Annotated in this window: 28 protein-coding genes; 18 read left to right on the top strand and 10 right to left on the bottom strand. The window is 63.8% G+C overall.

Going from position 1 to position 25,049, the window contains the following annotated elements; genetic code table 11:
- Positions 1–50 precede the first annotated feature (50 nt).
- Positions 51–1,028 carry a porin gene (locus ACGYK7_RS02745; protein ID WP_394398759.1) on the bottom strand — a complete coding sequence of 326 codons (978 nt, stop codon included), beginning with the start codon at positions 1,026–1,028 and terminating at the stop codon, positions 51–53.
- A 278-nt stretch (positions 1,029–1,306) separates the two neighbouring features.
- Between ACGYK7_RS02745 and ACGYK7_RS02740 the strand changes: the two genes are divergently transcribed.
- The 5 genes from ACGYK7_RS02740 (at position 1,307) to ACGYK7_RS02720 (ending at position 6,525) form a co-directional block, all read left to right on the top strand.
- On the top strand, positions 1,307–1,801 hold the full coding sequence (locus tag ACGYK7_RS02740) for a DUF3576 domain-containing protein (RefSeq protein WP_394398757.1): 495 nt from the start codon (positions 1,307–1,309) through the stop codon (positions 1,799–1,801).
- An 82-nt stretch (positions 1,802–1,883) separates the two neighbouring features.
- Positions 1,884–4,430: a leucine--tRNA ligase gene (gene leuS / locus ACGYK7_RS02735; RefSeq protein WP_394398755.1), complete on the top strand. Its 2,547-nt coding sequence runs from the start codon at positions 1,884–1,886 to the stop codon at positions 4,428–4,430.
- Positions 4,417–4,917: an LPS assembly lipoprotein LptE gene (gene lptE, locus ACGYK7_RS02730; protein WP_271688836.1), complete on the top strand. Its 501-nt coding sequence runs from the start codon at positions 4,417–4,419 to the stop codon at positions 4,915–4,917. The genes leuS and lptE overlap by 14 nt, the downstream gene beginning before the upstream one ends.
- On the top strand, positions 4,914–5,912 hold the full coding sequence (holA, locus tag ACGYK7_RS02725) for a DNA polymerase III subunit delta (RefSeq protein WP_394398753.1): 999 nt from the start codon (positions 4,914–4,916) through the stop codon (positions 5,910–5,912). Before lptE ends, holA begins: the two co-directional genes overlap by 4 nt.
- Positions 5,913–5,931: 19 nt before the next feature.
- A complete protein-coding gene (locus ACGYK7_RS02720; RefSeq protein WP_394398751.1) occupies positions 5,932–6,525 on the top strand; it encodes a glutathione S-transferase family protein in 594 nt (197 codons plus the stop codon).
- Here the strand turns inward: ACGYK7_RS02720 and ACGYK7_RS02715 are convergent.
- On the bottom strand, positions 6,522–7,700 hold the full coding sequence (locus tag ACGYK7_RS02715; RefSeq protein WP_394398749.1) for a TIGR03862 family flavoprotein: 1,179 nt from the start codon (positions 7,698–7,700) through the stop codon (positions 6,522–6,524). The genes ACGYK7_RS02720 and ACGYK7_RS02715 overlap by 4 nt on opposite strands.
- A 122-nt stretch (positions 7,701–7,822) precedes the next feature.
- Between ACGYK7_RS02715 and ACGYK7_RS02710 the strand changes: the two genes are divergently transcribed.
- Positions 7,823–8,128: an HNH endonuclease gene (locus ACGYK7_RS02710; protein WP_394398747.1), complete on the top strand. Its 306-nt coding sequence runs from the start codon at positions 7,823–7,825 to the stop codon at positions 8,126–8,128.
- Here ACGYK7_RS02710 and ACGYK7_RS02705 read toward each other — a convergent pair.
- Positions 8,125–8,739, bottom strand: a complete 615-nt coding sequence (locus ACGYK7_RS02705; protein WP_394398745.1) for an enoyl-CoA hydratase/isomerase family protein — start codon at positions 8,737–8,739, stop codon at positions 8,125–8,127. The two genes, ACGYK7_RS02710 and ACGYK7_RS02705, sit on opposite strands and share 4 nt — an antisense overlap.
- Positions 8,736–9,485, bottom strand: a complete 750-nt coding sequence (locus ACGYK7_RS02700) for an SDR family oxidoreductase (protein WP_394398743.1) — start codon at positions 9,483–9,485, stop codon at positions 8,736–8,738. The genes ACGYK7_RS02705 and ACGYK7_RS02700 overlap by 4 nt, the downstream gene beginning before the upstream one ends.
- A gap of 143 nt (positions 9,486–9,628) precedes the next feature.
- Between ACGYK7_RS02700 and ACGYK7_RS02695 the strand changes: the two genes are divergently transcribed.
- The 6 genes from ACGYK7_RS02695 (at position 9,629) to lpxK (ending at position 15,916) form a co-directional block, all read left to right on the top strand.
- Entirely contained in the window at positions 9,629–11,158 is a 1,530-nt protein-coding gene (locus ACGYK7_RS02695; protein ID WP_394398741.1) for a DUF2125 domain-containing protein, read from the top strand.
- 112 nt (positions 11,159–11,270) lie between these two features.
- Positions 11,271–12,617, top strand: coding sequence for a TldD/PmbA family protein (locus ACGYK7_RS02690; RefSeq protein ID WP_394398739.1), 1,347 nt, complete (start codon positions 11,271–11,273; stop codon positions 12,615–12,617).
- Positions 12,610–13,386: a 3'(2'),5'-bisphosphate nucleotidase CysQ gene (locus ACGYK7_RS02685; protein ID WP_394398926.1), complete on the top strand. Its 777-nt coding sequence runs from the start codon at positions 12,610–12,612 to the stop codon at positions 13,384–13,386. Before ACGYK7_RS02690 ends, ACGYK7_RS02685 begins: the two co-directional genes overlap by 8 nt.
- 63 nt (positions 13,387–13,449) lie before the next feature.
- Complete coding sequence (locus ACGYK7_RS02680) at positions 13,450–13,692, top strand: DUF4170 domain-containing protein (RefSeq protein ID WP_067262181.1); 243 nt, start codon at positions 13,450–13,452, stop codon at positions 13,690–13,692.
- Between the two features lie 6 nt (positions 13,693–13,698).
- On the top strand, positions 13,699–14,943 hold the full coding sequence (locus tag ACGYK7_RS02675) for a 3-deoxy-D-manno-octulosonic acid transferase (protein WP_394398737.1): 1,245 nt from the start codon (positions 13,699–13,701) through the stop codon (positions 14,941–14,943).
- Positions 14,930–15,916, top strand: coding sequence for a tetraacyldisaccharide 4'-kinase (gene lpxK / locus ACGYK7_RS02670; RefSeq protein ID WP_394398735.1), 987 nt, complete (start codon positions 14,930–14,932; stop codon positions 15,914–15,916). The genes ACGYK7_RS02675 and lpxK overlap by 14 nt, the downstream gene beginning before the upstream one ends.
- Here the strand turns inward: lpxK and ACGYK7_RS02665 are convergent.
- The 3 genes from ACGYK7_RS02665 to ACGYK7_RS02655 are packed head-to-tail and all read right to left on the bottom strand — an operon-like array spanning position 15,913 to position 18,262.
- A complete protein-coding gene (locus ACGYK7_RS02665) occupies positions 15,913–17,031 on the bottom strand; it encodes a CaiB/BaiF CoA transferase family protein (protein ID WP_394398733.1) in 1,119 nt (372 codons plus the stop codon). The genes lpxK and ACGYK7_RS02665 overlap by 4 nt on opposite strands.
- Positions 17,031–17,717, bottom strand: a complete 687-nt coding sequence (locus ACGYK7_RS02660; protein ID WP_394398731.1) for a DsbA family protein — start codon at positions 17,715–17,717, stop codon at positions 17,031–17,033. Before ACGYK7_RS02660 ends, ACGYK7_RS02665 begins: the two co-directional genes overlap by 1 nt.
- A gap of 35 nt (positions 17,718–17,752) precedes the next feature.
- A complete protein-coding gene (locus ACGYK7_RS02655; protein WP_394398729.1) occupies positions 17,753–18,262 on the bottom strand; it encodes a DUF721 domain-containing protein in 510 nt (169 codons plus the stop codon).
- 82 nt (positions 18,263–18,344) lie between these two features.
- Here ACGYK7_RS02655 and mutY point away from each other — a divergent pair, with 82 nt between their 5' ends.
- The 4 genes from mutY (at position 18,345) to ACGYK7_RS02635 (ending at position 21,117) form a co-directional block, all read left to right on the top strand.
- A complete protein-coding gene (gene mutY / locus ACGYK7_RS02650; protein WP_394398727.1) occupies positions 18,345–19,409 on the top strand; it encodes an A/G-specific adenine glycosylase in 1,065 nt (354 codons plus the stop codon).
- Positions 19,410–19,475: 66 nt separating this feature from the next.
- A complete protein-coding gene (locus tag ACGYK7_RS02645; protein ID WP_394398725.1) occupies positions 19,476–20,624 on the top strand; it encodes an alkane 1-monooxygenase in 1,149 nt (382 codons plus the stop codon).
- 68 nt (positions 20,625–20,692) lie between these two features.
- Positions 20,693–20,968 carry a hypothetical protein gene (locus tag ACGYK7_RS02640; RefSeq protein WP_394398723.1) on the top strand — a complete coding sequence of 92 codons (276 nt, stop codon included), beginning with the start codon at positions 20,693–20,695 and terminating at the stop codon, positions 20,966–20,968.
- Positions 20,969–20,970: 2 nt separating this feature from the next.
- Complete coding sequence (locus ACGYK7_RS02635) at positions 20,971–21,117, top strand: hypothetical protein (RefSeq protein WP_394398721.1); 147 nt, start codon at positions 20,971–20,973, stop codon at positions 21,115–21,117.
- 114 nt (positions 21,118–21,231) lie between these two features.
- On the opposite strand, the gene ACGYK7_RS02630 is transcribed toward ACGYK7_RS02635, so the two are convergent.
- The 3 genes from ACGYK7_RS02630 to ACGYK7_RS02620 form a co-directional block, all read right to left on the bottom strand.
- A complete protein-coding gene (locus ACGYK7_RS02630; RefSeq protein WP_394398719.1) occupies positions 21,232–22,332 on the bottom strand; it encodes a site-specific DNA-methyltransferase in 1,101 nt (366 codons plus the stop codon).
- Positions 22,333–22,420: 88 nt separating this feature from the next.
- A complete protein-coding gene (locus tag ACGYK7_RS02625; protein ID WP_394398717.1) occupies positions 22,421–23,050 on the bottom strand; it encodes a ribonuclease HII in 630 nt (209 codons plus the stop codon).
- 124 nt (positions 23,051–23,174) lie between these two features.
- Positions 23,175–23,756, bottom strand: coding sequence for a hypothetical protein (locus ACGYK7_RS02620; protein ID WP_394398715.1), 582 nt, complete (start codon positions 23,754–23,756; stop codon positions 23,175–23,177).
- Between the two features lie 217 nt (positions 23,757–23,973).
- Between ACGYK7_RS02620 and ACGYK7_RS02615 the strand changes: the two genes are divergently transcribed.
- Together ACGYK7_RS02615 and ACGYK7_RS02610 are read left to right on the top strand one after the other, a co-directional pair.
- Positions 23,974–24,267 carry a hypothetical protein gene (locus ACGYK7_RS02615; protein ID WP_394398713.1) on the top strand — a complete coding sequence of 98 codons (294 nt, stop codon included), beginning with the start codon at positions 23,974–23,976 and terminating at the stop codon, positions 24,265–24,267.
- A gap of 1 nt (position 24,268) precedes the next feature.
- A complete protein-coding gene (locus ACGYK7_RS02610; RefSeq protein WP_082852096.1) occupies positions 24,269–24,943 on the top strand; it encodes a hypothetical protein in 675 nt (224 codons plus the stop codon).
- Positions 24,944–25,049 lie beyond the last annotated feature (106 nt).

Genomic DNA, 25,049 nt, shown 5'->3' with positions numbered 1-25,049 from the left:
AAGGGGCAGACCGAAAGGCCTGCCCCAATATTCACAGTCTGTCGTTCAACTTAGAAGTTGAAGCGAACACCCATGTCGGCAACGGTGTGACCCTGGAAGAGTTTTGCAACGCCACCACGGAGGGACGTGCCGCCACCCAAGTCATGGTTAAAGTCAACACCATAAGAGTTGTTGCTCGTGGGGTTACCGAAGTAGGTTTCCGCATCGGAGACATAGAACTCGATATTAGTCGCGTCGCTGACGTCGTAACGACCGGCGAGCGTCCATTGGTCGCCGTTCGCACCATTATCGGCATAGGCTAGGCTCACATCAACTGCGCCAAGAGAACCACCGGCCGACGCTAGCCACTCGGTGTCCGTTGCTGAGTTGGAGTCCTGGCCACCCAGCGCGAATGTCCAGCCGCTCCAAGTATAGGCGACATGTGCCGCCACGCGGTCGCGAGCACCCTCCGACGCCGAAACATGCACCGACAAGTCGCCGAAGGAATACATAACTTCAACAGCGTTCTGGAACGGCGCACCAGTACCGGCGCTGCCAGCCGATGCACCTGCGCCATCGGAATCGTAGAAGTCGGCACCGTACTGATAGGGCGAGTATTGGTACTCAAGACCGGTCAGGCCGAGGTCGATGGGATACATGCCGGGCATAGCTTCGATCGCGCCGTAAATGTTTCCAACGCCGACTTCTAAACCACCGGAGCGGGCGAAAAAGCGCGGTGCGTTGATACCGGTGCCAGAGTTGGCTGCATCGTCGACTTCATCGTTTTCTTGTTCGATGCGAACACGCGCACCAAAAACCACGCCGGTATCGGACTCTGCTGTTGCATCCAACTGCAGACGGAAGCGGTACGTCAGGTCGGTGGAGCTGTCTCCCGTTCCATCATCACCAAATGTTTGCGCAAGCCCATCTGGCCCTGCCGCACTGGAATACAGGATACCAAAACGGCCGTAGCCGCCGAATGTTACGTCTGCTGCTGCTACACCGGCGGTCGCAACCAGGGCTGTTGTAGCGAAGAGAACTTTTTTCATGAGTTTTCCCTCGGTTTGAATTCATATGCCCAGACCGGGGAATCCGGTAAGGGTATGAAGGGTGTTTGCCCCCGATGACCTGCACTTGGCAAGGTTCACGCAGCCTTCCCTCTCAATGTCGCCATGGTTGGTGCAGCTATGCCACAGTTTTTCCGACCAGACACCGGGTTAGGCCGTATTTGCCTCGGTTCAGCCGTGGAACGCAGACCCGACATAGACCTTGCCGATAAGGGCCTGCTTGGATAGACCGGAGCGCAAACAGGCAAAGGAAAGCTGCAATGGCCCTTCGTACCGCTTGCAAGATAGCGATCTCCGTTCTGGCGCTCAGCGCGCTTGCCGCCTGTGGTGGGGGCTTTGGCAGCCCTGCCACGGAACGGCCGGATCAGTACACCAACCCCAACAACCCCAATAACATCGAGACCAACCCCGAGAATACGATTTGGTCGATCTTTAACCGCGGCAATGCCGACACCAGTGTTTCGGTGAACAAATACCTATGGTCGGCCTCGCTTGAGGTGCTGAACTTCTTGCCTGTGCAGTCGGTTGATCCTTTCACCGGCGTTATCGTCACAGGTTACGGCACGCCGCCCGGCGGTGGCCAAGCGTATCGCGCCACGGTGCTGATCGACGATCCGGCACTAGATGCACGCTCGCTCAATGTCGCGCTGCAATCCAGCGGCGGGCGCCCTGTCGCCAAGGCCACCTCTCGCGCGGTGGAGGATGCGATCCTCAGCCGGGCGCGCGAGATGCGCATCGCTGACAGCAAGTTCTAAGCCCGCTGAACGCAACACGTTTCCAACGCCGGGCCTTGTGAAAGCAGCAGCCCGGCGTTTTTCATGTCACGAAGGTCCCCTCATGCCCCGCTATACCCCCGCCGAGATCGAAGCCCGCTGGCAGCAAGCCTGGGAAAAGGACGGCATTTTTCAGGCCGTTCGCAACGCTGATAAGCCGAAATACTATGTGCTTGAGATGTTCCCCTACCCTTCCGGGCGCATCCACATGGGCCATGTGCGCAACTACACGATGGGCGACGTGATCGCGCGCTACAAGATCGCGACAGGCCATAACGTGCTGCACCCGATGGGCTGGGACGCCTTCGGCATGCCCGCCGAGAACGCCGCCATGGCGATCGGCGGCCATCCGGCGGACTGGACCTATGACAACATCGCCGAGATGAAAAAGCAGATGAAGCCTTTGGGCCTCAGCATCGACTGGAGCCGCGAGATCGCCACCTGCCATCCCGGCTACTACGGCCAGCAGCAGGCGCTGTTCCTCGATTTCCTCGAAAAGGGCCTCGTCTACCGCAAGAACGCCGTGGTGAACTGGGATCCCGTCGACATGACCGTGCTTGCCAACGAGCAGGTCGAGAACGGCTGCGGCTGGCGTTCCGGTGCACCGGTGGAGCGGCGCGAGCTCACGCAGTGGTTCTTCAAGATCTCCGACCACTCCGAGGAGTTGCTCTCGGCGCTCGACAGTCTCGACAACTGGCCCGCCAAGGTGAAACTGATGCAGGCCAACTGGATCGGCAAGTCGCGCGGGCTGCAGTTCGCCTTCTCCACCGTGGACGCCCCCGAGGGGTTCGACCGGATCGAGGTCTATACCACCCGCCCCGACACGCTGCTTGGCGCCTCCTTCGTCGGCATCTCGCCCGACCACCCGCTTGCCAAGACGCTGGAGCGCGACGATGAGAAGATCGCCGCATTCTGCGCCGAATGCCGCAAGGGCGGCACCACCGAAGAGGCGATCGAAACCGCCGAGAAGCTCGGGATGGACACTGGCATCCGCGTGCGTCACCCCTTCGACACCGCGCATGAACTGCCGGTCTATATCGCCAACTTCATCCTGATGGACTATGGCACCGGTGCGATCTTTGGCTGCCCGGGCCACGATCAGCGCGACTTCGACTTCGCCACGAAATACGACCTGCCGATCATCTCGACCTTCCTGCCGTCCGAAGACGCCTCGCCCAAGCTCGACGCGGCCTTTGTCCCGCCGAAGACCGAAAAGGTGTTCTACAACCGTGGCTTCGCGGGCGATCAATGGCAGACCGGCGAAGAGGGCGTCGACGCCGCCATCGCCTTTTGCGAGGAGAACGGCATCGGCACCGGCGTCACAAAATACCGCCTGCGCGACTGGGGCCTCTCGCGCCAGCGCTACTGGGGCTGCCCGATTCCGGTTGTGCATTGCGACGACTGTGGTGTCGTGCCGGAAAAGAAAGAAAACCTGCCAATCGAGCTTCCTTACGACGTCAGCTTCGACACGCCGGGCAACCCGCTTGACCGGCACCCGACATGGCGCAACTGCGCCTGCCCCGCCTGCGGCAAGGATGCGCGGCGCGAGACCGATACGATGGACACTTTCGTCGACAGTTCGTGGTATTTCGCCCGTTTCACCGCGCCGCGTGCCGAGACGCCGACCGTCATGGAAGACGCGCGATATTGGATGAACGTCGATCAATATATCGGCGGCATCGAACATGCGATTTTGCACCTGCTCTACTCGCGCTTCTTTGCCCGTGCGATGCAGATCACCGGTCACCTGCCCGAAAGCGCGGTGGAGCCGTTTGACGCGCTCTTCACCCAAGGCATGGTGACCCACGAGATCTACCAGACGCGCGACGATAATGGCCGCCCGGTCTATCACCTGCCCGAAGAGGTGACCGACGGCAAACTCAGCGACGGCACCGAGGTTGAGATCATCCCCTCCGCCAAGATGTCGAAGTCCAAGAAGAACGTCGTCGACCCGCTGCACATCATCTCGAACTACGGCGCCGATACTGCGCGTTGGTTCGTGCTGAGCGATTCGCCCCCCGAGCGGGACGTGGAATGGACCGCCTCCGGGGCGGAAGCGGCCTATAAACACCTCTCGCGCGTGTGGAACATCTGCGACCGCGTGGGCGAAATGGACCGCGAGGCAGCGGGCACGGGCGACGACGAGTTGCTGCGCGCCATGCATAAGACGATCCATGACGTGACCATGGGCATCGAATCCTTTGGCTTTAATGCCGCGATCGCCAAGCTCTATGCCTTTACCGCGACCTTGCAGAAATCCAAGGCCGGCTACGCCGCGCAGCGCGAAGCGATCATGACGCTGGCGCAGCTTATGTCGCCGATGACCCCGCACCTGTCGGAAGACATCTGGGCGCATCAGGGCGGCGAAGGGCTGATCGCCAAGGCTCCATGGCCCAAGGCGGACGAGAAGATGCTGGTCGACGATACCGTCACCCTGCCGATCCAGATCAACGGCAAACGCCGGGCGGAAATCCAAGTGCCCGCCGATATGCCGAAGGAAGAGGTTGAAAAAACCGCGCTGGCGCATGAAGCTGTCATTCGAACGCTGGACGGGGCCACGCCGAAAAAGGTCATCGTCGTGCCCGGACGGATTGTGAATGTCGTTGCCTAAGACCACCCATATGCGCCGCCGCTTCCTGCTGGCCCTGCCCCTGCTGGCGCTTGCCGCCTGCGGGTTCGAGCCGGTCTATGGCCCCGGCGGCGCAGGCACGGCGTTGCAAAACCGTGTGTTGGTGGATGCCCCCGAAGACCGCTTTGGCTATTTTCTGGTGCGCGAGGTGGAAAGCCGCCTTGGCCGCGCCGCCACCCCCCGTTGGGGGCTCGCGCTGACCACCACCACGGTCGAAGACGGGCTGGCGATCGACAGCGAAGGCAATACCCGGCGCTACAACCTCGTGGGCACCACCGCCTATGCGCTGCGCGACCTCGACAGCGGGCAGATCGTGACCTCGGGCAAGGTCGAAAGCTTCACCGGCTATTCCGCCACCGGCACCACCGTGGCCACACGCGCGGCGGAACTGGACGCGCAGGAGCGGCTGATGACCATTCTCGCGGACCTCGTGATCAGCCGCCTTTACGCGGCTGACCTGCCCCAATGAAACTGACCCCGCGCGAGGCGAAACCCTATTTCGCGCGGCCCGATCCCGCGCGCACGGGGCTGTTGATCTATGGCAGCGACGCGATGCGCGTGGCGCTGAAACGGCAGGAATTCCTGAAAAACCTGCTCGGCCCCAATGCCGAAGAAGAGATGCGCCTCAGCCGGATGCCCGCAGGCGAATTGCGCCGCGATCCGGCGATGCTGCTCGATGCGATCAAGGCGGTCGGTTTCTTCCCCGGCCCGCGTGCCGCGCTGGTGGAAGAGGCGAATGACAATATCGCGAAAATCTTGCTCGACGCGCTGAAGGAATGGCAGCCGGGCGATGCGCAGATCGTCGTCACCGGGGGCGATCTCAAGAAGACCTCCAAAGTACTTAAGGCGTTTGAAACCCACCCCAACGCCTTTGCCACCGCGATCTATGACAACCCGCCCGACCGCGCCGAGATCGAGCAGATGCTGAAGGACGCAAAGCTCACGCCCGAGGCCGACGCCATGGCCGCCCTGACCGATCTGGCCCGCACCCTCGACCCCGGCGATTTCCGGCAGACGCTAGAGAAGATCACGCTCTATAAACTGGGCGACAGCAGCAACATCGGGCTGGACGACATCGCCGCCTGCGCCCCCACCTCGACCGAGGCCGAGGTCGACGACATCCTGCATGTCGTGGCCGAGACCCGCGCCGCCGAGATCGGCCCGGTGATGAGCAAGCTGCAAGGCCAAGGCGTGAACCCGGTGACCCTGACCATCATGGCCACCCGGCATTTCCGCACCCTCTACCGCATCGCCGCCAACCCCGGCGCGCCGATCTACGGCGTGCGTGACCGCGACCGTGCAATGCGCCAAGCCCGCAACTGGGGCGCGGTGAAGTTGGAAACCGCGCTGGCGGTGCTGACCGAGACGGACCTCAAGCTGCGCTCTGCGGGCCAGCATGCCCCGGCATTGGCGCTGGTCGAGCGGGCCTTTATCCGTCTGGCGATGCTGGGCGCACAACGTTGATTTTGGGAGAGGAAATTCAATGTACACAGTCATCGGCGGCACCAAGTCCCGCGCTTTTCGCGTCATGTGGATGCTCGAAGAATTGGGCCAGCCCTACGCTTTGAACCCCGCAGCACCCCGCTCGGACGAGGCGCGCAAATACAACCCTTCGGGAAAGATCCCCGCGCTTGTGGATGGCGATGAGGTGCTGACCGATTCCATCGCCATCATGACCTATCTCGCTGACAAACACGGGGCGCTCACCGCCCCCGCCGGTACGCCCGCCCGTGCGCGGCAGGACGCGATGACCTTTTGGCTGATCGACGAATTCGACGCCGTGCTCTGGGCCGCGGCGAAACACAGTTTCGTCTTTCCCGAAGAGGCCCGCGTGCCCGCCATCAAGGACAGCCTGAAGGCCGAGTTCGAGCGCGCCGCCAGCACCCTGTCCGACCGGCTTGAGGGGCCGTTCCTGATGGGGGATGAGATCACCCTGCCCGACCTTCTGGCGGTGCACTGCATCAACTGGTCGATCGGCGCGAAGTTTCCGCGGGTGGATGACAAGCTGAACCTCTGGGCGAAATCCCTACGCGAACGCCCCGCTTTCATGGCCGCGATGACCAAGGAAGACGGTTAACGCCGCGCCCAATCCGCAGCATGGCGGCCCGCCCACTGGCCGGTCGCCAGACAGCCGTTGATCAGATAGCCGCCCGTGGGCGCTTCCCAATCCAGCATTTCCCCGGCGGCAAAGACGCCCGGCACCGCGCGCAGCATCAGCCCTGCGTCCAGCGCGTCGAGCGCTATCCCCCCCGCCGTCGAAATCGCCTCATCCATCGGGCGCAGCCCGGCGTGGGCGATGGGCAAGCTCTTCAACAAGGCGGCCAGCGCCTCGGCCTCCTGCGGCAGCGGGCGGGCCATCTCTTGCAGCAGCGCGATCTGGGCGGGGCTGAGCTTCAACCGTTTGCGCAGATGGTTGGCCTGACTGTCCTTGCCGCGCGGCTTTGCCAAACGCGCTGCCACCTCCTGGGTCTGCAAGTCCGGCAAGAGATCGAGCGTCAGCGCCTGCCCTTCGCGCAGCCCGCGCGAGACACTGTAGATGCCGCCCCCCTCCAGCCCACGGGCCGAGATCACCGCCTCCCCGCGCGAGCGGTAGGGGCCAGCCTGCCATGCCACCCCCTTGAGCGCTGCGCCGAAATGGCGCGTCATATGCGGGGACCAATCGACCAACAGCCCGACATTGGCCGGGGCGAAATCCCGAAGGGCCACGCCGCGCGCCGCCAGCAGGGGCGCCCATTCGCCCGTCGCGCCAAGCCGCCGCCAACTCGCCCCGCCAAGGGCCAGCACCGTGACCTCAGCCTCGACCACTTCTTGCCCGCCGAGAGTATCGAAAGTGAATGCCTCCCCCTCCCAGCCCCGCCACTGCCAGCGGGTGTTGATCGTCACCCCGCAGTCCGCCAGCCGCGCAAGCCAGGCCCGCAACAGCGGAGAGGCTTTCATCGCCCGGGGAAAAACCCGCCCGGTGGAGCCGGTAAAGACCTCTTGCCCCAGCCCTTCGGCCCAGTCCTGCACCGCTTGGGCATCAAAGGCTTCCAGCATCGGACGCAAGGCAGGCTGCGCTTCTTCATAGGCGGCGAGGAAGGGGGCGAAGGGCTCGGACTTGGTCAGGTTCAGCCCGGATTTGCCCGCCATCAAGAACTTGCGCCCGACCGAGGGTTTCGCCTCGCAGAGCGTGACCGACAGCCCCGCCTGCGCCATGACCTCTGCCGCCATCAGCCCCGCCGGGCCGCCCCCAATGACCAAGGCGCGGGTCACGCGGCGCGCTCTTGGGTCTGCTTGTCTGACGGGGAAGCCATGGGCCTGTCCTTGCCTTGGGGAGGATTTGACACATCCTCTTGCCTGCCGTGGCCCTGCAATGCAAGCGAAAGGGGGGGACCGTGACCCAAGGCAAAACCGTGCCACAGTGCCCGCTCTGCCACCGGCCCATCCCTGAGGACGTGCCGCAGAGCCTGCATCACCTGATCCCCAAACTGCGCGGCGGCAAGGGCGGGCCGACGGTGCTGATGCATCACATCTGCCACCGAGAGGTGCACGCCGCCCTGACCGAGACCGAGTTGGCGCGGCACTATAACACGCCCGAAGCGCTGCGCAGTCATCCGAGGCTTGCCAAATTCGCCGCATGGGTGGCGAAACGCCCGCCGGGGTTCCGCTCCAAAGTGCCGGGCGGTACGCGCAAACGTTAGGCGGGGCCGCACATCCGTTTGATTTCCTGCGCGATGTCCGGACTGGCTGCGACTGTGTCGGCGGCCAGCGCCTGCGCGTGATCCTGCATCTCCTCCGCAGCGACGATGCGGTCGATCAGACCAAAACGCAGCGCCTCCTCCGCCGTGATCTTCTGCCCGCCCATCAGCAAAAGCTTGGTCCGCGCAGGGCCGATCAGCGCCGCCATCCGCGCCGGGTCAGAGGGCTGCGGCAGGAAGCCCAGCTTCATCACCGGATAGAAGAACTTAGCCCCCGGCACCGCAATGCGGAGATCGCAGGCCAGCGCCATGCCCATCGCACCGCCCGCCAGCGTGCCGTTGAGCGCGGCGATGCTCAGCCCCGGCAGGGCGGCCACCGCGCCCGACAGACGCTCCCAAACATCCGATTTCGCAAGGCCCGCGCGGGCTTCGTCCAGATCGGCCCCGGCGCTGAACACCTTGCCGCGCCCGGTCAGGATCACCGCGCGGGCGGCCTGCGCCTCTTCCATGATCTCGGCCAATTCGACCAGCATGGCATGGGTCAGGGAATTGGCCTTGTCGGGGCGGTTGATCGTGACGGTCCAGATGTCGCCCACGCGGCCAAACTCGATCATATCAGGCCCACCGCCTTGCGGATGCCTTCGTCCCGCAGGGAAATCTCATCGCCCAAGAAACGATCCGCCTCCGGGCCGCACATCCAAAGCAGCGCGCGGGCGGGCCATTCGGCAGGGATATGCACGTCCCAATCCAATTGGCTGACCGGGTTCACGCCGCTGTCCTTGATGTCGCGCTGCATGTCGGTGGCCACGGTGCCGGGAGACAGGCCGATGGCGCGGATGCCGTTGCCGCCCTCTTCGTGGTGCAAACACTGGGTCAGCATATTCGCCGCCGCCTTCGAGGCGCAGTAGTGGCTCCACGCCTCGACCGGGTTATGCGCCGCGCCCGAAGAGATGGTCAGCACCGTGCCGCCGCCGTTTTCCTTCATCAACGGCAGCGCCGCGCGCATCCCGTGAAAGACCCCCGTGACGTTGATGTTGATCGCCTTGGCCCAATCTGCGGGATCAGCCTCTCCCATGAGCGAGATCGGGTCGATCACGCCTGCATTGTTGATCAGCACGTCGAGCCCGCCAAAGGCCCGGCGCGTGGTCTCGACCGCCGAGGTCATCTCGTTATAGCGGGTCACGTCGCAGGGGATGGCGATGGCCTGTTTCCCCAGTTCTCCGGCCAATTCGGCGATGGCATCCTGACTGCGCGCCAACAGGGCGACATTGCCGCCCGCCTCTGCGAACACCCGCGCGGCGGCGGCGCCGATGCCCCGGCTGGCGCCGGTAATCATGATCGTCTTGCCTGTCATATCCATGGGAGGATCCTTCCGCTTGTTTTGTACATTGCTTGAGGGCTGTGGTAATCTGCCGATCAACCCGGGTCCAGCCTCGCATCGCTTGACCCTGCGCGGGGATTGGCAGACCCTATGCGTAACTCTTTGCCGAAAAGGATTTTCCGATGTCTCGCATTTCCACCGCGTCGCTGTTCCTCGCCCTGCCGGTCACGCTGACCTCGACGCCCCTCCGGGCCGATTTGACCCCTTCCGAGGTCTGGGGCGATTGGCGCCAATATATGGAGAGCATGGGCTATGAGGTCGCGGCAAGCGAGGCCTTCGACGGCGATGACCTGACCGTCAGCGATGTGACCCTGAAGATGGACATGGCCGAAGAGGGCGGTGATTTCTCCATGTCGCTCGGCACGCTGAGCTTCGAGCCCGAAGGCGACGGGGCGGTCAATATCCGTATGCCCACCGTCATGCCAATGACGATCAACGTCGCGCCCGAGACGGCAGAGGATGAACCGGTGTCGATGGTGCTGAACTACGCCCAGACCGCGCCGGTGATGCGCGCCAGCGGCAGTGCAGAGACGTTGCAATATGATTATGCCGCCGACAGCATTTCGCTCACGCTGGCCGGGCTGAAGGTGGGCGAGCAAAGCTATACCGAGGAAGAGGCCAAGTTCACCCTGATCGGCACCGGCGTCAGCAGCCGGACCGAGATGACCGGGACCGAGACGCGCCGCTATGACCAATCGGGCCGCATCGACAGCCTGCAATATGACGTGGTGATGAAAACCCCCGAAGACCCGGCCCGCGTTGCCGTGTCGGGCGGGGTCGATCAGGTGGTTTTTGACGGCAGCGGCACCTTGCCGATGATCGACGCAGGCGCCGACGTGGCCGCGATGATGCGCGAAGGTCTGGCTTTCGATGGCAGCTTTACCGCAGGCGCGGGCCGCACCGACATGCAGGTTTCCGACCCCGAAAATGGGGAGTTTCAACTGATCTCGAGCTCGACCGGGGCGAAGCTCGGCGTGGCCATGGGGCCGGAGGGGCTTTCCTATGACGGCGGCCAGCAGGACATCGAGGTCAGCGTGACCGCCGCCGACATGCCCTTCCCGATCCAGTTCAGCATGGCAAAGAGCGCCTTTAACCTCAAAATGCCGGTGTTGAAGTCCGAAGAGCCGCAGGATTTCGCCTTTGGCGTCACGCTCGACCGTTTTGAGATGTCGGACATGATCTGGGGCATCTTCGACCCCACCGGCCAATTGCCCCGCGACCCGGCGACCTTGGTCGTGGACCTCTCGGGCAAGGCCAAACTGCTGTTCGAACTGATGGACCCCGAAGTCACCGCCGCCATGGGCGATGAGGCACCGGGCGAGATTCACGCGCTGAACGTGAACGAAGTGTCGCTGGACGTGGCGGGGGCCGAGTTCGACGCCTCGGGCGCGATCACATTTGACAATGACGACATGCAAACCGTGCCCGGCATGCCGAAACCCGTGGGCGCGCTGGATCTGTCGTTGATCGGCGGCGTGGCTCTGCTCGACAAACTGGTGGCGATGGGCCTCGTGCCGCAGGAACAGGCGATGGGCGCGCGGATGATGATGGGCCTCTTCACCGTGCCGGGCGAGGGCGAAGACTCCCTGACCTCCAGAATCGAGTTCACCGAAGAGGGCGGCATCCTCGCCAACGGTCAGCAGATCAAATAACCGGCGGCGCGGCCCTGCGCCGCGCCCGCCCCGTCTGGGAAAATAGAGCCCAGCCCTTGCCCCTCTCGGGGCGGGGGATTACCCCTTTTTCAACCCCAAAAGGAGCCAGACCATGCCAGACGCCCTTGATGCATTGACCAAGTCCCTCCTTCACGCGGCCACCAAGGCCGGGGCGGATGCGGCCGATGCCATGGCGATCACGGCAAGCTCGGTCTCGATCGAAGTGCGCGGCGGGGCGCTGGAACAGGCCGAACGCTCAGAAGGGACGGACATCGGGCTGCGGGTCTTCGTCGGCCGACGCTCGGCCAATGTCTCGGCCTCCGACACGTCATCGCGCACGATCGAAGAAATGGCCGAACGCGCCGTCGCCATGGCCCGCGAAGCGCCCGAAGACCCCTATGCAGGGCTGGCCGATCCCGATCAACTCTCACCGCGCCGCGATGCCGAAGGGTTGGAGCTTTGCGACCCCGCGCCCGAACCCTCCCCCGAAGCATTGCAAGAGGGTGCCGCCCGCGCCGAGGCCGCCGCGCTGGCCGTCAAAGGGGTGAGCCAAGTGCAATCGGCGGGCGCGGGCTATGGCGCGCAAGAGATTTACCTCGCCGCGACAAACGGGTTCGAGGGCGGCTATGCCCGCAGCGAACGCGGGCTGTCCTGTGTCGCCATCGCGGGCAGCGGCACGCGGATGGAGCGGGATTACGACGGCGACAGCCGCATCTTTCAGGCCGATCTGCGCGACGCGCGAGTGATCGGCACCCGCGCGGGCGAACGCGCGCTGGCGCGGCTCGATGCCCGCAAGCCCCCCACCGGCAGCTACCCGGTGCTGTTCGACGAACGTATCGCCGCCTCGCTGATCGGGCATCTGTTGGGGGCGATCAACGGTCAGGCGATTGCGCGCGGCGCGTCTTTCCTGCGCGACGCCAAGGGCGAACAGGTGCTGCCCGAAGCCCTGTCCCTGATCGAAGACCCGACCCGCATCCGCGCCACCGGCTCGCGCCCCTTCGACGCCGAAGGGCTGCCGACCCAGCGGCGGGCCATCGTCGACAAGGGCATTCTGCAAGATTGGACACTCGACCTCGCCACCGCCCGCAAACTGGAACTCACCCCCACCGGCAACGCCGCGCGCGGCCCCGGCTCTGGCCCGCAGCCGTCGAACTGGAACATCGCGTTGACCCAAGGTGAAGCCAGCCGCGACGATCTGATTGCCGAGATGGGCACCGGGCTTTTGGTGACCTCGATGATCGGCAGCACGATCAACCCCAACACGGGCGACTATTCGCGCGGGGCCTCGGGCCTCTGGGTCGAGAACGGCGAGATCACCCATGCGATCAACGAATGCACCATCGCGGGCAACCTGCGCGACATGCTGCGGGCGATGATCCCCGCCAATGACGCGCGCATGCATCTCAGCCGGGTCGTGCCCTCTCTGCTGGTGCCGGGAATGACCCTTGCCGGTGCCTGAGGACGATCTCACCCTCCTGATCGACGCCGCCCGCAAGGCGGGTGCCCTGGCGCGCGGCTTTGTCGGGGCCACGGCGAAACGCTGGGACAAGCCCGATAACGCAGGCCCGGTGACCGAGGCCGATCTGGCGGTGAATGACCTGCTGCTGGCGGCGTTGCGCGGCGCGCGGCCCGACTATGGCTGGCTGTCCGAGGAGACCGAGGACAATACCGACCGGCTGGGGCATGAGCGGGTCTTCATCATCGACCCGATCGACGGCACCCGCAGCTTTGTCGAGGGGTCCGACACTTGGGCCCATTCGCTGGCGGTGGCCGAGGGCGGCGCGGTAACGGCGGCAGTGGTCTATCTGCCGATGCGCGACATGCTCTATGCCGCGCGCCGGGGCGGTGGCGCCACATTGAACGGCGCGCCGATCCGCACCTCCGAGGTCAGGGATCTGGCCGAGGCGACAGTGCTTGCCGCGCGGCCCGCGCTGGTGGCCGAACGCTGGCACGGCGGCGCGGCACCGGTGTTCAAACGCAGCTACCGCCCCTCGCTGGCCTACCGTATGGCACTGGTGGCCGATGCCTCTTTCGACGCGATGATCACCCTGCGCCGCACATGGGAATGGGACATTGCCGCCGGCACGTTGATCGTGGCCGAAGCGGGCGGCAGTTGCACCACCGCCAGGGGCGCGCCGCTCAGGTTCAACAACCCGGATCCGCGTGTCGATGGCATCGTGGCGGGTGGCCCTTCGGTGCAGCGCGCGCTGATCGACGCCCTTGCGTGACCGGCCCCATCTGCTAGGCACTATGCGCAGCACCGCAGCTTTGAAAGATCAAAGGACAGCTCCATGACCCAACGCCTGCACCTTGTTTTCGGTGGCGAACTTGTCGATCCCACCAAGAACGCGTTCAAGAATGTCGACGACATCCATATCGTCGGGATCTTCCCCAATTACGCCAGCGCCTATGACGCATGGAAATCCGAAGCGCATCGCACCGTGGATAACGCGCATATGCGCTATTACATCGCCCACCTGCACCGCCTGCGCGACGAAGAGACCTCGGCCTCGCCCACCGAAGAGCTGGAATAAACCACCATGGCGGCGCGGTCGCTGGGGCTTGCAGCCTATCGCGCCCTCGTGCGCCGGGGCGGGCCCCAAGACGCGCCGCCCTATGCCCCCCGTCCCGGGGGGGAGCTGGTCTGGATGCATGCCGCCGAAGCGGGCAATGTGCTGGCCGTGCTCGACCTCGCCAAACGGTTCATGGCGATGCGCGACCGGGTCGCGGTGCTGGTCACCCTCTCGGAAAGCGCGGCGGCCCAAGAGCTGCCCACGCCAGAGACGCGCGATCTGTTCATCTTCCCCGCCCCCAGCGAACACCCCGACAATGTGGCGCGGTTCCTTGACCACTGGCGGCCCGATTTCTGCCTGTGGACATGGGGCGGGCTGAGGCCCAACCTCGTGTTGGAGACCGCAGAGCGCGGTTGCCCCATGATGATGATCGACGCCGACAGCGCCGGTTTCGATGGCCGCCGGGATCGCTGGCTGCCCGATGTGACGCGTCAGTTGCTGGGGGTTTTCGAACAGGTGCTGACCCGTTCCCCCGCCGTGCTGCGCCGTCTGGTGCAACTCGGCCTGCCGCGCAGCAAGGGGCAGGCGACATCGCCGCTGCTGGGCGGCGGTCAGGCGCTGCGCTGCGCGGATTCGGATTTGGCGGATATGTCGGCCTGCCTTGTCGGGCGTCCGGTTTGGTACGCCACCCAAGTGCTGGCCGAAGAGATACCCGTCGTGCTGACCGCCCATCGCCAAGCGCTGCGCCTGTCGCATCGGTTGCTGCTCATCCTGCACACCCATGATTACCCGACCGCCGATATCGCCCATGAGCGCGCCCGCGCGAGGGGTTTCACCACGGTGCGATGGGGCGATGACCCCTACCCCGACGAGACCACGCAGGTCATGGTGGCGGACGATCCCGGCGACCGGGGGCTGTTCTTTCGGGTGGCGCCGGTGTCTTTCCTCGGGTCTTCGCTGGTCTCGGGCCACGGCGGCTGCGATCCCTTCGAGGCGGCAGCGCTCGGCTCGGCGGTGCTTTACGGCCCCAAGGTGCGCAACTTCCTACCTTCCTACGGGCGGCTCGCCACGGCAGGCGCGGCGCGGATCGTGAATGACGCGGGCGCGCTCGGCAATGCGGTGTCGCGGTTGATCGCGCCGGATCAGGCCGCCACGATGGCCCATGCGGGCTGGGACGTGATCAGCGAAGGGGCCGAACTGGCCGATAGGGTGATTGAGATCGTGCAAGACCGGCTCGACGAAGAAATGGGAGCATCCGATGCGCGCGCCTGATTTCTGGCATCTGCCCCGCCCCGATTGGCGCGCACGGCTGTTGCAACCGCTGGGCGCGCTCTATGCCACGGCCACCGCGCGGCGGCTGGCGGGCGGCACGCCGCTGCGGTTGGGGGTGCCGGTGATCTGCGTCGGCAACATCAACGCAGGCGGTACCGGCAAGACGCCCACGGTGATGGCTGTGCTGCAATATCTGCTGGAGCGCGGCCATCGCCCGCATGTCGTCTCTCGCGGCTATGGCGGCACGCTGGAGGGGCCGGTGCGGGTCGATCCCGTGCAGCACAGCGCCGAGGAGGTCGGGGACGAGCCGCTGCTGCTCGCCGCCTTCGCCGATGTCTGGGTCGCCCGGGAGCGCGCGGCGGGCGCGCAGGCCGCCGAAGCGGCGGGGGCCACGGTGGTGGTACTGGATGACGGTTTTCAGAACCCCGCGCTGGTGCAGGATTTGAGCATCGTCGTGGTGGATGCGGTCAAAGGGTTCGGCAACGGCCTCTGCCTGCCTGCTGGCCCCTTGCGTGAGCCTGTCGCGGCGGGGCTGGCGCGGGCCGATCTTTTGCTCTCTATCGGGGATGAGGCGGCGCAGGCGCGCTTTGCGAAACGGCTGCCCAAGACGGACCTGCCGCACGCCCGCGCCGAACTCGCGCCACTGCAAACCGGAATGGACTGGTCGGATTCCCAAGTCCTCGCCTTTGCAGGTATCGGCCATCCTGAAAAGTTCTTCGCCACGCTGCGCGGGCTGGGGGCGACGATCCTCCACGCCGAGGCGTTGGAGGATCACCAGCCGCTCACCTCGCGGCTGATGCTGCGGCTAGAGGCGGAGGCCGCGATGCGCGGCGCGCAGCTTGTCACCACCGAGAAAGACGCGGTGCGCCTGCCGATGGAGTTCCGCGCCAAGGTGCTGACCCTGCCGGTGCGCCTGTCCCTGCCCGAAGGCAACGCGCTGCATGCAGCGCTGGACAGGCTGACACCGCCTTAGGCCTTGTTGTCTTCGCCCAGTTTCGGCGCGGGCCGGTGCAACGAAAGCTCGGCCCCCGAAAAGGTGAAGGGCGAGCGCAGCCCCGGCACCCCGTCGAGTTCGATCTGCATGCCCCGCGCCACGACCTGCGGATCGGCCATGACATCGGCCATGTCGTTGATCGGACCGGCAGGCACGCCATGCGCTTCGCAAGCGGCCAAAAGGTCGTCACGGCTGCGCAGACGGGTGGCCCCGGTCAGACGGCGGATCATCTCGGGCCGGTTGGCGACCCGATCGGCGTTCTTGAGGTACTCAGGCGCGGTGGCCATATCCTCCAGCCCCAGCAACTGACACAGGCGCTGATACTGCCCGTCGTTGCCGGTGGCGATGATGAGATGGCCGTCGGAACACTCAAACACCTCATAGGGCGTCAGGTTGGGATGCGCGTTGCCCATCCGCGTCGGCGCCTTGCCGGTGGTGAGATAGTTCATCGCCTGATTGCCGGTGATCGCCACGGCGCAGTCAAGCAGGGCCATGTCGATATGCTGGCCCACGCCGGTTTGGTGACGCTGATGAACGGCGGCCAGAATCGCGGTGCTGGCATAGACCCCGGTAAAGATATCGGTGATCGCCATGCCGGATTTCTGCGGCTGGCCGTCCGGCTCCCCGGTGATCGACATCAGCCCGGACATGCCTTGGATGATGAAATCATAACCCGCGCGATGGGCATAGGGGCCGGTGTGCCCGAACCCCGTGATCGAACAATAGATCAGTTTCGGGAACTGGGCAGAGAGGCTGGCATAGTCCAACCCGTATTTCGCCAATCCCCCGGTCTTGAAATTCTCGATCAGAATATCCGCATCGGCCAGAAGCTCTTTGACCTGCGCCTGACCTTCCTCAGTGCGGAAATCCACGGTGACCGAGGCTTTGCCCCGGTTGGTCGAGTGGAAATAGGAGGCGGTGACATCCTCGTCCCGGGTGACGAAGGGCGGCCCCCATTGGCGGGTATCATCCCCCGCCGGGCTTTCCACTTTGATCACCTCGCATCCGAGGTCCGACAATGTCTGACCGGCCCAAGGGCCAGCCAGAACACGCGCCAATTCGACGACTTTCAATCCTGCAAGCGGGGCGGTCATTAGCCGGCCAGCGCTTCGTCGAGGATTTCCTTCATGTCCGCGTAGGACATGTTCGAATGTTTCTTGCCGTCGATGACAAAGCTCGGCGTGCTCGAGATGTCATCCTCTTTGGCGTTTGCGGTGTACCATGCCACCAGCGCCTCGGCCTTTTCACCGTCTTTCAGGCATTCATCCAGCATCTCATTGTCGAGCCCGGCCAGACGGCCAATCTTGCGCAGCTCCTCGACGATGGCGGCAGGTTCGCCCGCGCGGGTCCATTCGCTTTGCGATCTGTAGATCAGGTCGGCGATGCCAAAGAACTTCTCTTGACCGCCGCAGCGCGCCACCATGGAAGCCCAGAGACCGTAGCGGTCGAAATAGACTTCGCGGTAGATAAACTTGACCTTGCCGCTGTCGACGTAATCGGCCTTCAGCTTTTTGAAGGTGTCGTTGTGGAAGGTTGCGCAATGCGGGCAGGTGAAAGAGGCGTATTCGACCATCGTCACCGGCGCGTTCTCATCGCCCAGGACCATCTCTGTGATGCCGGAAGTGTCGACTTCGCCCTCGGTCGTTTGCGCGTTCGCGGCGCCGACGAAGGGGGTCAGCGCAGTGCTGCCTAGGGGGGCCGAGCCAAAGCTGCTCGCGGCAAACCAGCCGCCGACACCGAGGGTGGCAAGACCGCCAAGGATTAGGTTTCTGCGATTCATAGGATGTTCCTTCCGTTTGACCAGCTATCAGATCGTCAGCTTTGGTTCTTGTTCAATATGTTCTCGCCCAGACGTGCAAGGGCCTCGCGCAGCCCCGCATCGGCCACCGGCTTGGCGGCTTCGGCTGCTTTTTGTTGTAACGCGGGGTTGGGGCGAGGCTTCTCGCCCTTGGGTTTGTGATCGAAGGCCACGCGGCCCTCGGCAAATCCGGTCGCCGCCGTTTGGGTGATCCGCACCCGCGCGATGGCGTTATAGCCGTAGACCGCGTTGACCCGCGCGCGCAGTTGCTCTTTCTGCATTTCCAGCATGGGCGCATTGGCCCCGGTGGTCAGCAGGGTCAGGGTGGCACCGATGCCTTCCTTGCGGCCATAGCTGACCTCGACAGGGCGCGAGATGGCGGCGGTCGCCTCGCCCGCGATCTCGGCCCAATGGGTCAGCAGACGCGACTGCGCAAAGCCGCGCGTCTCGCTCGCCTTGCGGATCTGTTGCGAGAGCAGGCTGTTGGTGCGTTTGAACCCTTTTGTAGTCGTACGACGTGGCGGCATGGCTTTGTTTCCCGAATGTACTGACATACATAACCATTTGCCCCAGCGTCACCAGCCCCTGCCCCGTCGAAAGGCCTAAACATTGCGTGAGAAAACCCGCGTCAGCAAGCTGCTGCCGATCCTGCTAGAGTGGTACGACACCCACGCCCGCGCCCTGCCATGGCGGGTGCCACCGCAGGAGCGGATCGCCGGGGTCATGCCCGACCCCTACCGCATCTGGCTGAGCGAGGTCATGTTGCAGCAGACCACCGTGGCCACGGTAAAGGATTACTTCGCACGGTTCACCGCCCGCTGGCCGGATGTCGCCGCCCTCGCCGCCGCCGAGGATGCCGAAGTGATGGCCGAATGGGCCGGGCTTGGCTACTACGCGCGCGCCCGCAACCTGCTGAAATGTGCCCGCGTGGTGGTGGATGAGCATGGCGGCAATTTCCCCGCGGACCACGACGCACTGCTGAAACTGCCGGGGATCGGGCCTTATACGGCGGCGGCGATCGCCTCCATCGCCTTCGATCTGCCCCATGCGGCGCTCGACGGCAATGTGGAGCGGGTGATGGCGCGCGTCTATGACATCCACACGCCTCTGCCCGCCGCCAAGCCCGCGTTGATGGCCCGCGCCGCCGCCCTGACCCCGACGAACCGGCCCGGCGACTATGCCCAAGCGGTGATGGATCTGGGCGCCACGATCTGCACCCCGAAATCCCCCGCCTGCGGCATCTGCCCTTGGCGCGATCCCTGCGCTGCGCGGGCGGAAGGCACGGCGGCGCTCTTGCCCAAGAAGACGCCGAAGAAGCCGAAACCCATCCGGCACGGCACGGTCTATCTGGCGGAGCGCGAGGATGGCGCGTGGCTGCTGGAGACGCGGCCCGAGAAGGGGCTGCTCGGCGGCATGCTTGGCTGGCCCGGCTCCGACTGGGTCGATACATCCGAGCCGCGCCCCGAAGGCACGCCGCCCATGGCCGCCGATTGGCACGCCCTGCCCGGTGAGGTGCGCCACACCTTCACCCATTTCCATCTGATGTTGACGGTGCAGCACGCGCGGGTCGGCCATGATGCCGCGCCGCAAAACGGTGAATTCATCGGCCAGAACCAGTTCCGCCCCAGCGATCTGCCCACCGTCATGCGCAAAGCCTTCGACCTCGCGCGATAGCGCCGCGTCAGGCTTTGAGCCTCGGGCAAACTGCGGTATATCTGGCGCGCAACTATGAGGTGCCCTATGGCCAACCGCATCATCGCCGCCCAAGACCTCGCCCGTCTGTCGCGCGCCCTGCCTTTCTGGATGTCCCTGCTGCTGATCCCGCTTGCGTGGTTCTGTGCGGCGCAGGGCGGCTGGTCCATCGCGCTGCTGCCGCTGGTGACATGGTATCTGTTTTCGATGCTCGACGCGGTGCTGGGGCTGAACCTCGACAACGCCGATCTGGAGGCGACGGAGGATGATCTTTATTGGTACCGCCTCGTCACCCTGCTCTGGACCCCGCTGCAATGCCTGACCGTCTTTGGCCTGATCTATTACGCCACACGCGCCGGGCATCTGGACACGGCAGAGCGGATCTTTCTGTTCTTCGGCGTGGGCGTTATCACCGGCACCATCGGGATCAACTACAGCCATGAGCTAATGCACCAACGCAACAAGATCGAGCGGCGGTTGGCGGATATCCTGCTGGCCATGGTGCTTTATTCGCATTTCCGGTCAGAGCATCTGCTGGTGCATCATCGCCATGTCGGCACCCCGCGCGACACGGTGACAGCGCGCTACAACGAAGGGTTTCATCGCTTCTACCCCCGCGTGCTGCGCGAGTCGCTGACCTCGGCCTTCCAAGCTGAGAAGAACATGCTGGCCCGCAAGGGGCTGCCTTGGACCGATCCGGGAAATCCCTTTTTCAAATACTGGGCACTGCAAGCGGCCTTTTTGCTGCTGGCGCTGATCTTGGGCGGTTGGAGCGGGCTGGGCCTGTTCCTTGTCCAAGCCGGTGTGGCGATCTGGCAATTGGAACTGGTCAATTACATCGAACACTACGGGCTGACACGCAAACATCTGGGCGGCGGGAAATACGAACATGTCCAGCCGCGCCATTCGTGGAACGCGGCGCATAAGGCCAGCAACTGGCTGCTGATCAACCTGCAACGCCATTCCGATCACCACTACAAACCCGACCGGCGTTTCCCGGTCTTGCAGACCTATGGCACGGGCGATGCGCCGCAGCTTCCCTATGGCTATCCGGTGATGACCATGGCCGCTATGGTGCCGCCACTGTGGCGGCGCGTCATGAACCCGCGGGTGCGCAAATGGCGCGAGATGTACTACCCCGAGATCACCGATTGGAAAGCCTACAACAAGGCCAGCAATCCCCTGCCCCGGCTCTGAACACGGCAACGCAAAGTTAAACTTTGCTTGGCAGAAAAGCTGCGACTGTTACCTGTGGAGTGGTATTGATGCAGCACCAAGACGCGCCCGCGCGGGCGGCCTATGATGGCACCTGTCTGATCGTCGAAGACAGTGAGTTTGACCGAGAAAGGTTGCGCCGCGTTCTGGCCCGCGCCTATGGCGGGATGCAGGTTGAATTTGCCCCCAGCATCGAAGCCGCACGCCGGGCGCTCAGCGCCGGGGACAAGGCGTTGATCCTGCTCGACACAACCTGCCTGATGGACTGGGCGCAAATTTCGCGTTGGAACTGGCCTGCGACGACCGCCATGCGCAAACGCCGGTGATTATGGTCAGCGATTGGCCCTCCCCCGGCATGTGGGAAAAAGCCGCCTCTGCCGGGGTGCTCTATGTGGTGAATAAATGCGATTTCGATACCCGCTACATTGACGCCGTACTGCGAGAGTTTCAGGCCCGCAAACGGTGGGTGAATTAGGCCGGTCCAACAAAAAAACCCCGCCATCGGGCGGGGTCAAGGTAGGCACCCGTGCGCATGCCCCTCACGCAGAGGGGCCACGGGTGCCGGCGGTGTTCGATTGTCCGGGGTGGATCAGTTCGCCATCTCGGCTCTGATCTGCTGACGCAGAATGTCGATGGGGACATTCTTGCCGTCTTTCTTGTAGCACCAATAGGTCCAGCCGTTGCAGCTGGGGGCTTTCTCATAGGCCGCGCCCACCTGATGGATCGACCCTTTGACATCGCTGCCGATCAGGGTGCCATCGGCACGGACCTTGGCTTTGTGGCGGCCATTCATGGAATAGAGGTTCTCGCCCGGGCGCAGCATGCCGCGCTCGACCAACTGCCCGAAGGGCACGCGCGGCTCGGCGCGTTTGGAGGTGGTGGTTTGCAGCGCTTCGTTGTCGAACTTGCGCACCATCGAGATCCGCTTTTCGGCCACCTTGCGATAGGCTTCCTCACGTTCGATGCCGATGAAATCGCGGCCCAGCATCTTGGCCACGGCGCCGGTGGTGCCGGTGCCGAAGAACGGGTCGAGGATCACGTCGCCGGGGTTGGACGAGCCGACGAGGATACGGTGCAGCAGGCTTTCGGGTTTTTGCGTCGGATGCGCTTTCTCGCCCGCCTCATCCTTCAGACGCTCATGGCCGGTGCAGATCGGCAGCACCCAGTCGCTGCGCATCTGGATGCCTTCGTTCAGCGCCTTCAGCGCCTCATAGTTGAAGGTGTATTTGCTGTTCTCGCTCTTCCCGGCCCAGATCATCGTCTCATGGGCATTGGTAAAGCGCTTGCCGCGGAAGTTCGGCATCGGGTTCGACTTGCGCCAGACCACATCGTTCAGGATCCAAAAGCCCTGATCCTGAAGCGCCGCGCCGACGCGGAAGATGTTGTGATAGCTGCCGATCACCCAGATCGCGCCATCGGGTTTCAGCAGCCGCCGCGCGGCTTTGAGCCATGCGCGGGTGAATTCGTCATAGGCTTTGAAGCTGGCGAATTGGTCCCATTCGTCATCAACTGCATCGACCTTGGAGTTGTCGGGGCGATGCAAATCACCTCGCAACTGCAAGTTGTAGGGCGGATCCGCGAAGATCAGATCCACCGATTCTGCTGGGAGGGCGTTCATTGCCTCAATGCAATCGCCCGCAACAATAGTGTTCAAGGGAAGCGCCGCGGCGCCCTTTGTCATCGTTTTCATATCTCTGCCTCATTACCCGGCGCTTAAGCGCTCATTGGTTGTGGATAAAATGAGCCATCAGAGAATCGTGGTCAATTTCTTTTTTGAATCAATCGGTTAACAAATTGGCTTGATACAAGATATTGTGTACCGGTTTGAACAAACGTCTATGGTGTGGGGTGACACCAAGATCCTGCAGGGCGGCGATGTGGCTTTTCGAGCCATAGCCCATATTGGTTTCCCAACCGTAACCCGGATGCTGTTGCGCCAAATCCACCATGAGGTTATCGCGCACGGTTTTCGCAACGATAGAAGCCGCCGAGATCGACAGGCAGCGCGCATCCCCCTTCACCACAGGTTGCGCGGGCAGCGCCAGATCGCGCGGAAGCATATTGCCGTCGATCAGCGCATAATCCGCCTTGCAGGCCAAACCGGCCAAGGCGCGGGTCATGGCCAGATGGCTGGCACGCAAGATGTTGTGTTCCTCGATCTCTTCGACCGTGGCATGGGCCACGCAGACCACGGCGACTGACATGATCTCTTCATAAAGCCTTTCACGGGCGCGGGCGGTCAGTTTCTTGGAATCGTTCAGACCCTCGGGGATCTGCCCTTCGGCAAAGACCACGGCGGCGGCGGTGACCGGCCCGGCCAGTGGGCCACGGCCCACTTCGTCCACCCCGGCGATGGTGCGAAAGCCGCGGGCAGCCGCCCCGCGTTCGAGTTCATAGTCAGGTATCATGGGGCCGGTGAAACCGCATGCGCCCCAAAGGTGCAACAAAAAAGAGAAAGGGGAGGCGCCCGAACACCCCCCCTTTCAAAACCCGAGCGACAGGGACGTGCCGCTCGGTCAAGGCACGCCGGGTTTACCGACGCGCCAAGCTGTAACCCGAGTCGCGCAGACAGCGGGCGTCATAGCCGTAGCGCGCGCCCTCGGCGGTACTGACGCGTTTGGCGCAGTAGCGGGGCAGGCGCTCGGCATAGGAGTAATTTTTCTCAAGGCAGGGCTCGCCGAACATCATGACCTTGCCCTCATCGCCCTCATAGCTGCGGAAGCACTGCTGCGGCAGCAGCTTGCGGTCCACGCGCTCAGGCAGGGGGCGCACTTCGCGCTCAGGATAAGTGGCACGGTCGCGCTCAGGGTAGGTCCGGGCGCTGCGGCGCGGCTCGGGGCGCGGATCGACATAGGGGCGCGGATGGGGCCGCTTTGAAACCGCGGGATAATAGCGTGGTGCCTCATAGACCGGCGCAGCACGGCGACGGGTCACGGTCTCGCGCTCTTTGCGCTCTTTGTTGTTGTCGTAGATCATCTTGCCCACGATCGCGACACCCGCAATCGCGGCGAGCGTGCGCAGCACTTCCTTTTCATCGGCAGCGGCAGGGCGGGCGCCAAAGGCAGTTATGGCAACCGACAGGGCGGCGATGGTAGCAATGAACTTGCGGTACATGGGTCTGGTCCCTTCTCGTTATCGGCGCGTTTCGCTGCGCCCTTGATCCTCTGCGGCCATAACTCGGGGGCCGCGTATCGGTTCGTGTGTCTGTTAGTGCCACCAAATTGGGATGAGCACCAAAGACAGGCAATAACAGGGGGGCGTTATCCAATAACAAGGCGCCTAGATCGCCTTGGTTATTGAATATCAACGGGCGAAAGCGCATTAAAAACATATGAAAAATCCATGTCTCTCCGTGCTGACCGCGCTGGCGGTCATTCTGGCCCTGCCCGCCGCGGCAACGGCCGGATGCTTTGCCGATTACAAGGCCAAGCAAGACAATCCGCTGCGCCTTCACTATGGGGTGGCGCAGATCTCCGGGGCCTGTGAGCCAGCCTCCGCCGAAACCGAACTCACGCCGCGTCTTGCAGCGGAGGGCTGGACATTGTTGAATGTGCTGTCTGTTTTCGGTGACGAAGGCTTGGATCAAAGGAAAGACAGTGCAGGAACATTCTACCTCCGCTTCTGACATGCGCAGATTTGGCGGGCGTTTCGTGATCGGCGGCATCGCCGCCGTGGTCGCCGTGCTTTTGGTCGGGGCGCTTGTCCTGCTTTGGGCGCTGCCGGATGCGAACGTCTTTAACGCGCGGGTTGAGCGGATCTTTATCGAAAATGACGATCTGACCACCCAGGCCGAGATCAAGCTGCTGGAAATCCTCGCCCAGTCCGGCACCGCCTTTTCCGAGACCTTGGCCAGCTACCGTATCGTGATCGTGGTGCTTTTGGTCTTCGCCAGCGCCATGCTGGTCGCAGCGATGGTGTTTTTGTTCATGCTCATCGGCTTCAACCGCCGCATGGCGCAGATCGAGCGGACGGGCATTCAGGTCAATTCCCTGCTGATCAGCCGGGAAGAGAATACCGTCTATCTCAACAACCTCGGCTTCAAGCTGACGGCCGCTGCGATGGAGACGATGTCGGTCCTTGCCGAGGCGCGGATGGATGACGACGTGCTCTCGGGTTCCGAGATCGAAGGCATGATCTCGGGCCGCAGCCCTGCCGACTGTGATGAGGCCGCGGGTGCCACGCGGATCAAACGCCTGCGCGACACGCTTGGCAACCAACTGGTGTCGGAACTGCTGGTCAAGAACATTGCCCGGCGCGGCTATATGCTGGCGATCAACAAGGACGTGATCAAGGTTCTCTGACCCCAGCAAGGCACCGCCTTGCCCTGCCCTTACGCGGCTGGCCCTAGCCAATGCCCCGCAGGCACGTTAAATGGCGTCAAACTAAATTGGACAGACTGGAGTAATC

Origin of the sequence: Sulfitobacter sp. 1A15299 (assembly GCF_043556915.1) — a bacterium.
Lineage (GTDB): Bacteria > Pseudomonadota > Alphaproteobacteria > Rhodobacterales > Rhodobacteraceae > Sulfitobacter.
This window is presented reverse-complemented; position numbering and strand designations above follow the sequence as displayed.

Excerpts from the sequence above, each read along its gene's own strand:
- ACGYK7_RS02635 (WP_394398721.1), top strand. The coding sequence starts at position 20,971 with ATGGTCAGCGATTGGCCCTCCCCCGGCATGTGGGAAAAAGCCGCCTCT.
- ACGYK7_RS02615 (WP_394398713.1), top strand. The coding sequence starts at position 23,974 with ATGAAAAATCCATGTCTCTCCGTGCTGACCGCGCTGGCGGTCATTCTG.
- ACGYK7_RS02610 (WP_082852096.1), top strand. The coding sequence starts at position 24,269 with ATGCGCAGATTTGGCGGGCGTTTCGTGATCGGCGGCATCGCCGCCGTG.
- ACGYK7_RS02620 (WP_394398715.1), bottom strand. The coding sequence starts at position 23,756 with ATGTACCGCAAGTTCATTGCTACCATCGCCGCCCTGTCGGTTGCCATA.
- ACGYK7_RS02645 (WP_394398725.1), top strand. The coding sequence starts at position 19,476 with ATGGCCAACCGCATCATCGCCGCCCAAGACCTCGCCCGTCTGTCGCGC.
- holA (WP_394398753.1), top strand. The coding sequence starts at position 4,914 with ATGAAACTGACCCCGCGCGAGGCGAAACCCTATTTCGCGCGGCCCGAT.
- ACGYK7_RS02690 (WP_394398739.1), top strand. The coding sequence starts at position 11,271 with ATGCCAGACGCCCTTGATGCATTGACCAAGTCCCTCCTTCACGCGGCC.
- ACGYK7_RS02625 (WP_394398717.1), bottom strand. The coding sequence starts at position 23,050 with ATGATACCTGACTATGAACTCGAACGCGGGGCGGCTGCCCGCGGCTTT.
- ACGYK7_RS02745 (WP_394398759.1), bottom strand. The coding sequence starts at position 1,028 with ATGAAAAAAGTTCTCTTCGCTACAACAGCCCTGGTTGCGACCGCCGGT.
- leuS (WP_394398755.1), top strand. The coding sequence starts at position 1,884 with ATGCCCCGCTATACCCCCGCCGAGATCGAAGCCCGCTGGCAGCAAGCC.
- ACGYK7_RS02630 (WP_394398719.1), bottom strand. The coding sequence starts at position 22,332 with ATGAAAACGATGACAAAGGGCGCCGCGGCGCTTCCCTTGAACACTATT.
- ACGYK7_RS02660 (WP_394398731.1), bottom strand. The coding sequence starts at position 17,717 with ATGAATCGCAGAAACCTAATCCTTGGCGGTCTTGCCACCCTCGGTGTC.
- ACGYK7_RS02640 (WP_394398723.1), top strand. The coding sequence starts at position 20,693 with ATGCAGCACCAAGACGCGCCCGCGCGGGCGGCCTATGATGGCACCTGT.
- ACGYK7_RS02740 (WP_394398757.1), top strand. The coding sequence starts at position 1,307 with ATGGCCCTTCGTACCGCTTGCAAGATAGCGATCTCCGTTCTGGCGCTC.
- ACGYK7_RS02675 (WP_394398737.1), top strand. The coding sequence starts at position 13,699 with ATGGCGGCGCGGTCGCTGGGGCTTGCAGCCTATCGCGCCCTCGTGCGC.
- ACGYK7_RS02665 (WP_394398733.1), bottom strand. The coding sequence starts at position 17,031 with ATGACCGCCCCGCTTGCAGGATTGAAAGTCGTCGAATTGGCGCGTGTT.
- lpxK (WP_394398735.1), top strand. The coding sequence starts at position 14,930 with ATGCGCGCGCCTGATTTCTGGCATCTGCCCCGCCCCGATTGGCGCGCA.
- ACGYK7_RS02680 (WP_067262181.1), top strand. The coding sequence starts at position 13,450 with ATGACCCAACGCCTGCACCTTGTTTTCGGTGGCGAACTTGTCGATCCC.
- ACGYK7_RS02720 (WP_394398751.1), top strand. The coding sequence starts at position 5,932 with ATGTACACAGTCATCGGCGGCACCAAGTCCCGCGCTTTTCGCGTCATG.
- ACGYK7_RS02705 (WP_394398745.1), bottom strand. The coding sequence starts at position 8,739 with ATGATCGAGTTTGGCCGCGTGGGCGACATCTGGACCGTCACGATCAAC.
- ACGYK7_RS02655 (WP_394398729.1), bottom strand. The coding sequence starts at position 18,262 with ATGCCGCCACGTCGTACGACTACAAAAGGGTTCAAACGCACCAACAGC.
- ACGYK7_RS02700 (WP_394398743.1), bottom strand. The coding sequence starts at position 9,485 with ATGGATATGACAGGCAAGACGATCATGATTACCGGCGCCAGCCGGGGC.
- ACGYK7_RS02695 (WP_394398741.1), top strand. The coding sequence starts at position 9,629 with ATGTCTCGCATTTCCACCGCGTCGCTGTTCCTCGCCCTGCCGGTCACG.
- lptE (WP_271688836.1), top strand. The coding sequence starts at position 4,417 with ATGTCGTTGCCTAAGACCACCCATATGCGCCGCCGCTTCCTGCTGGCC.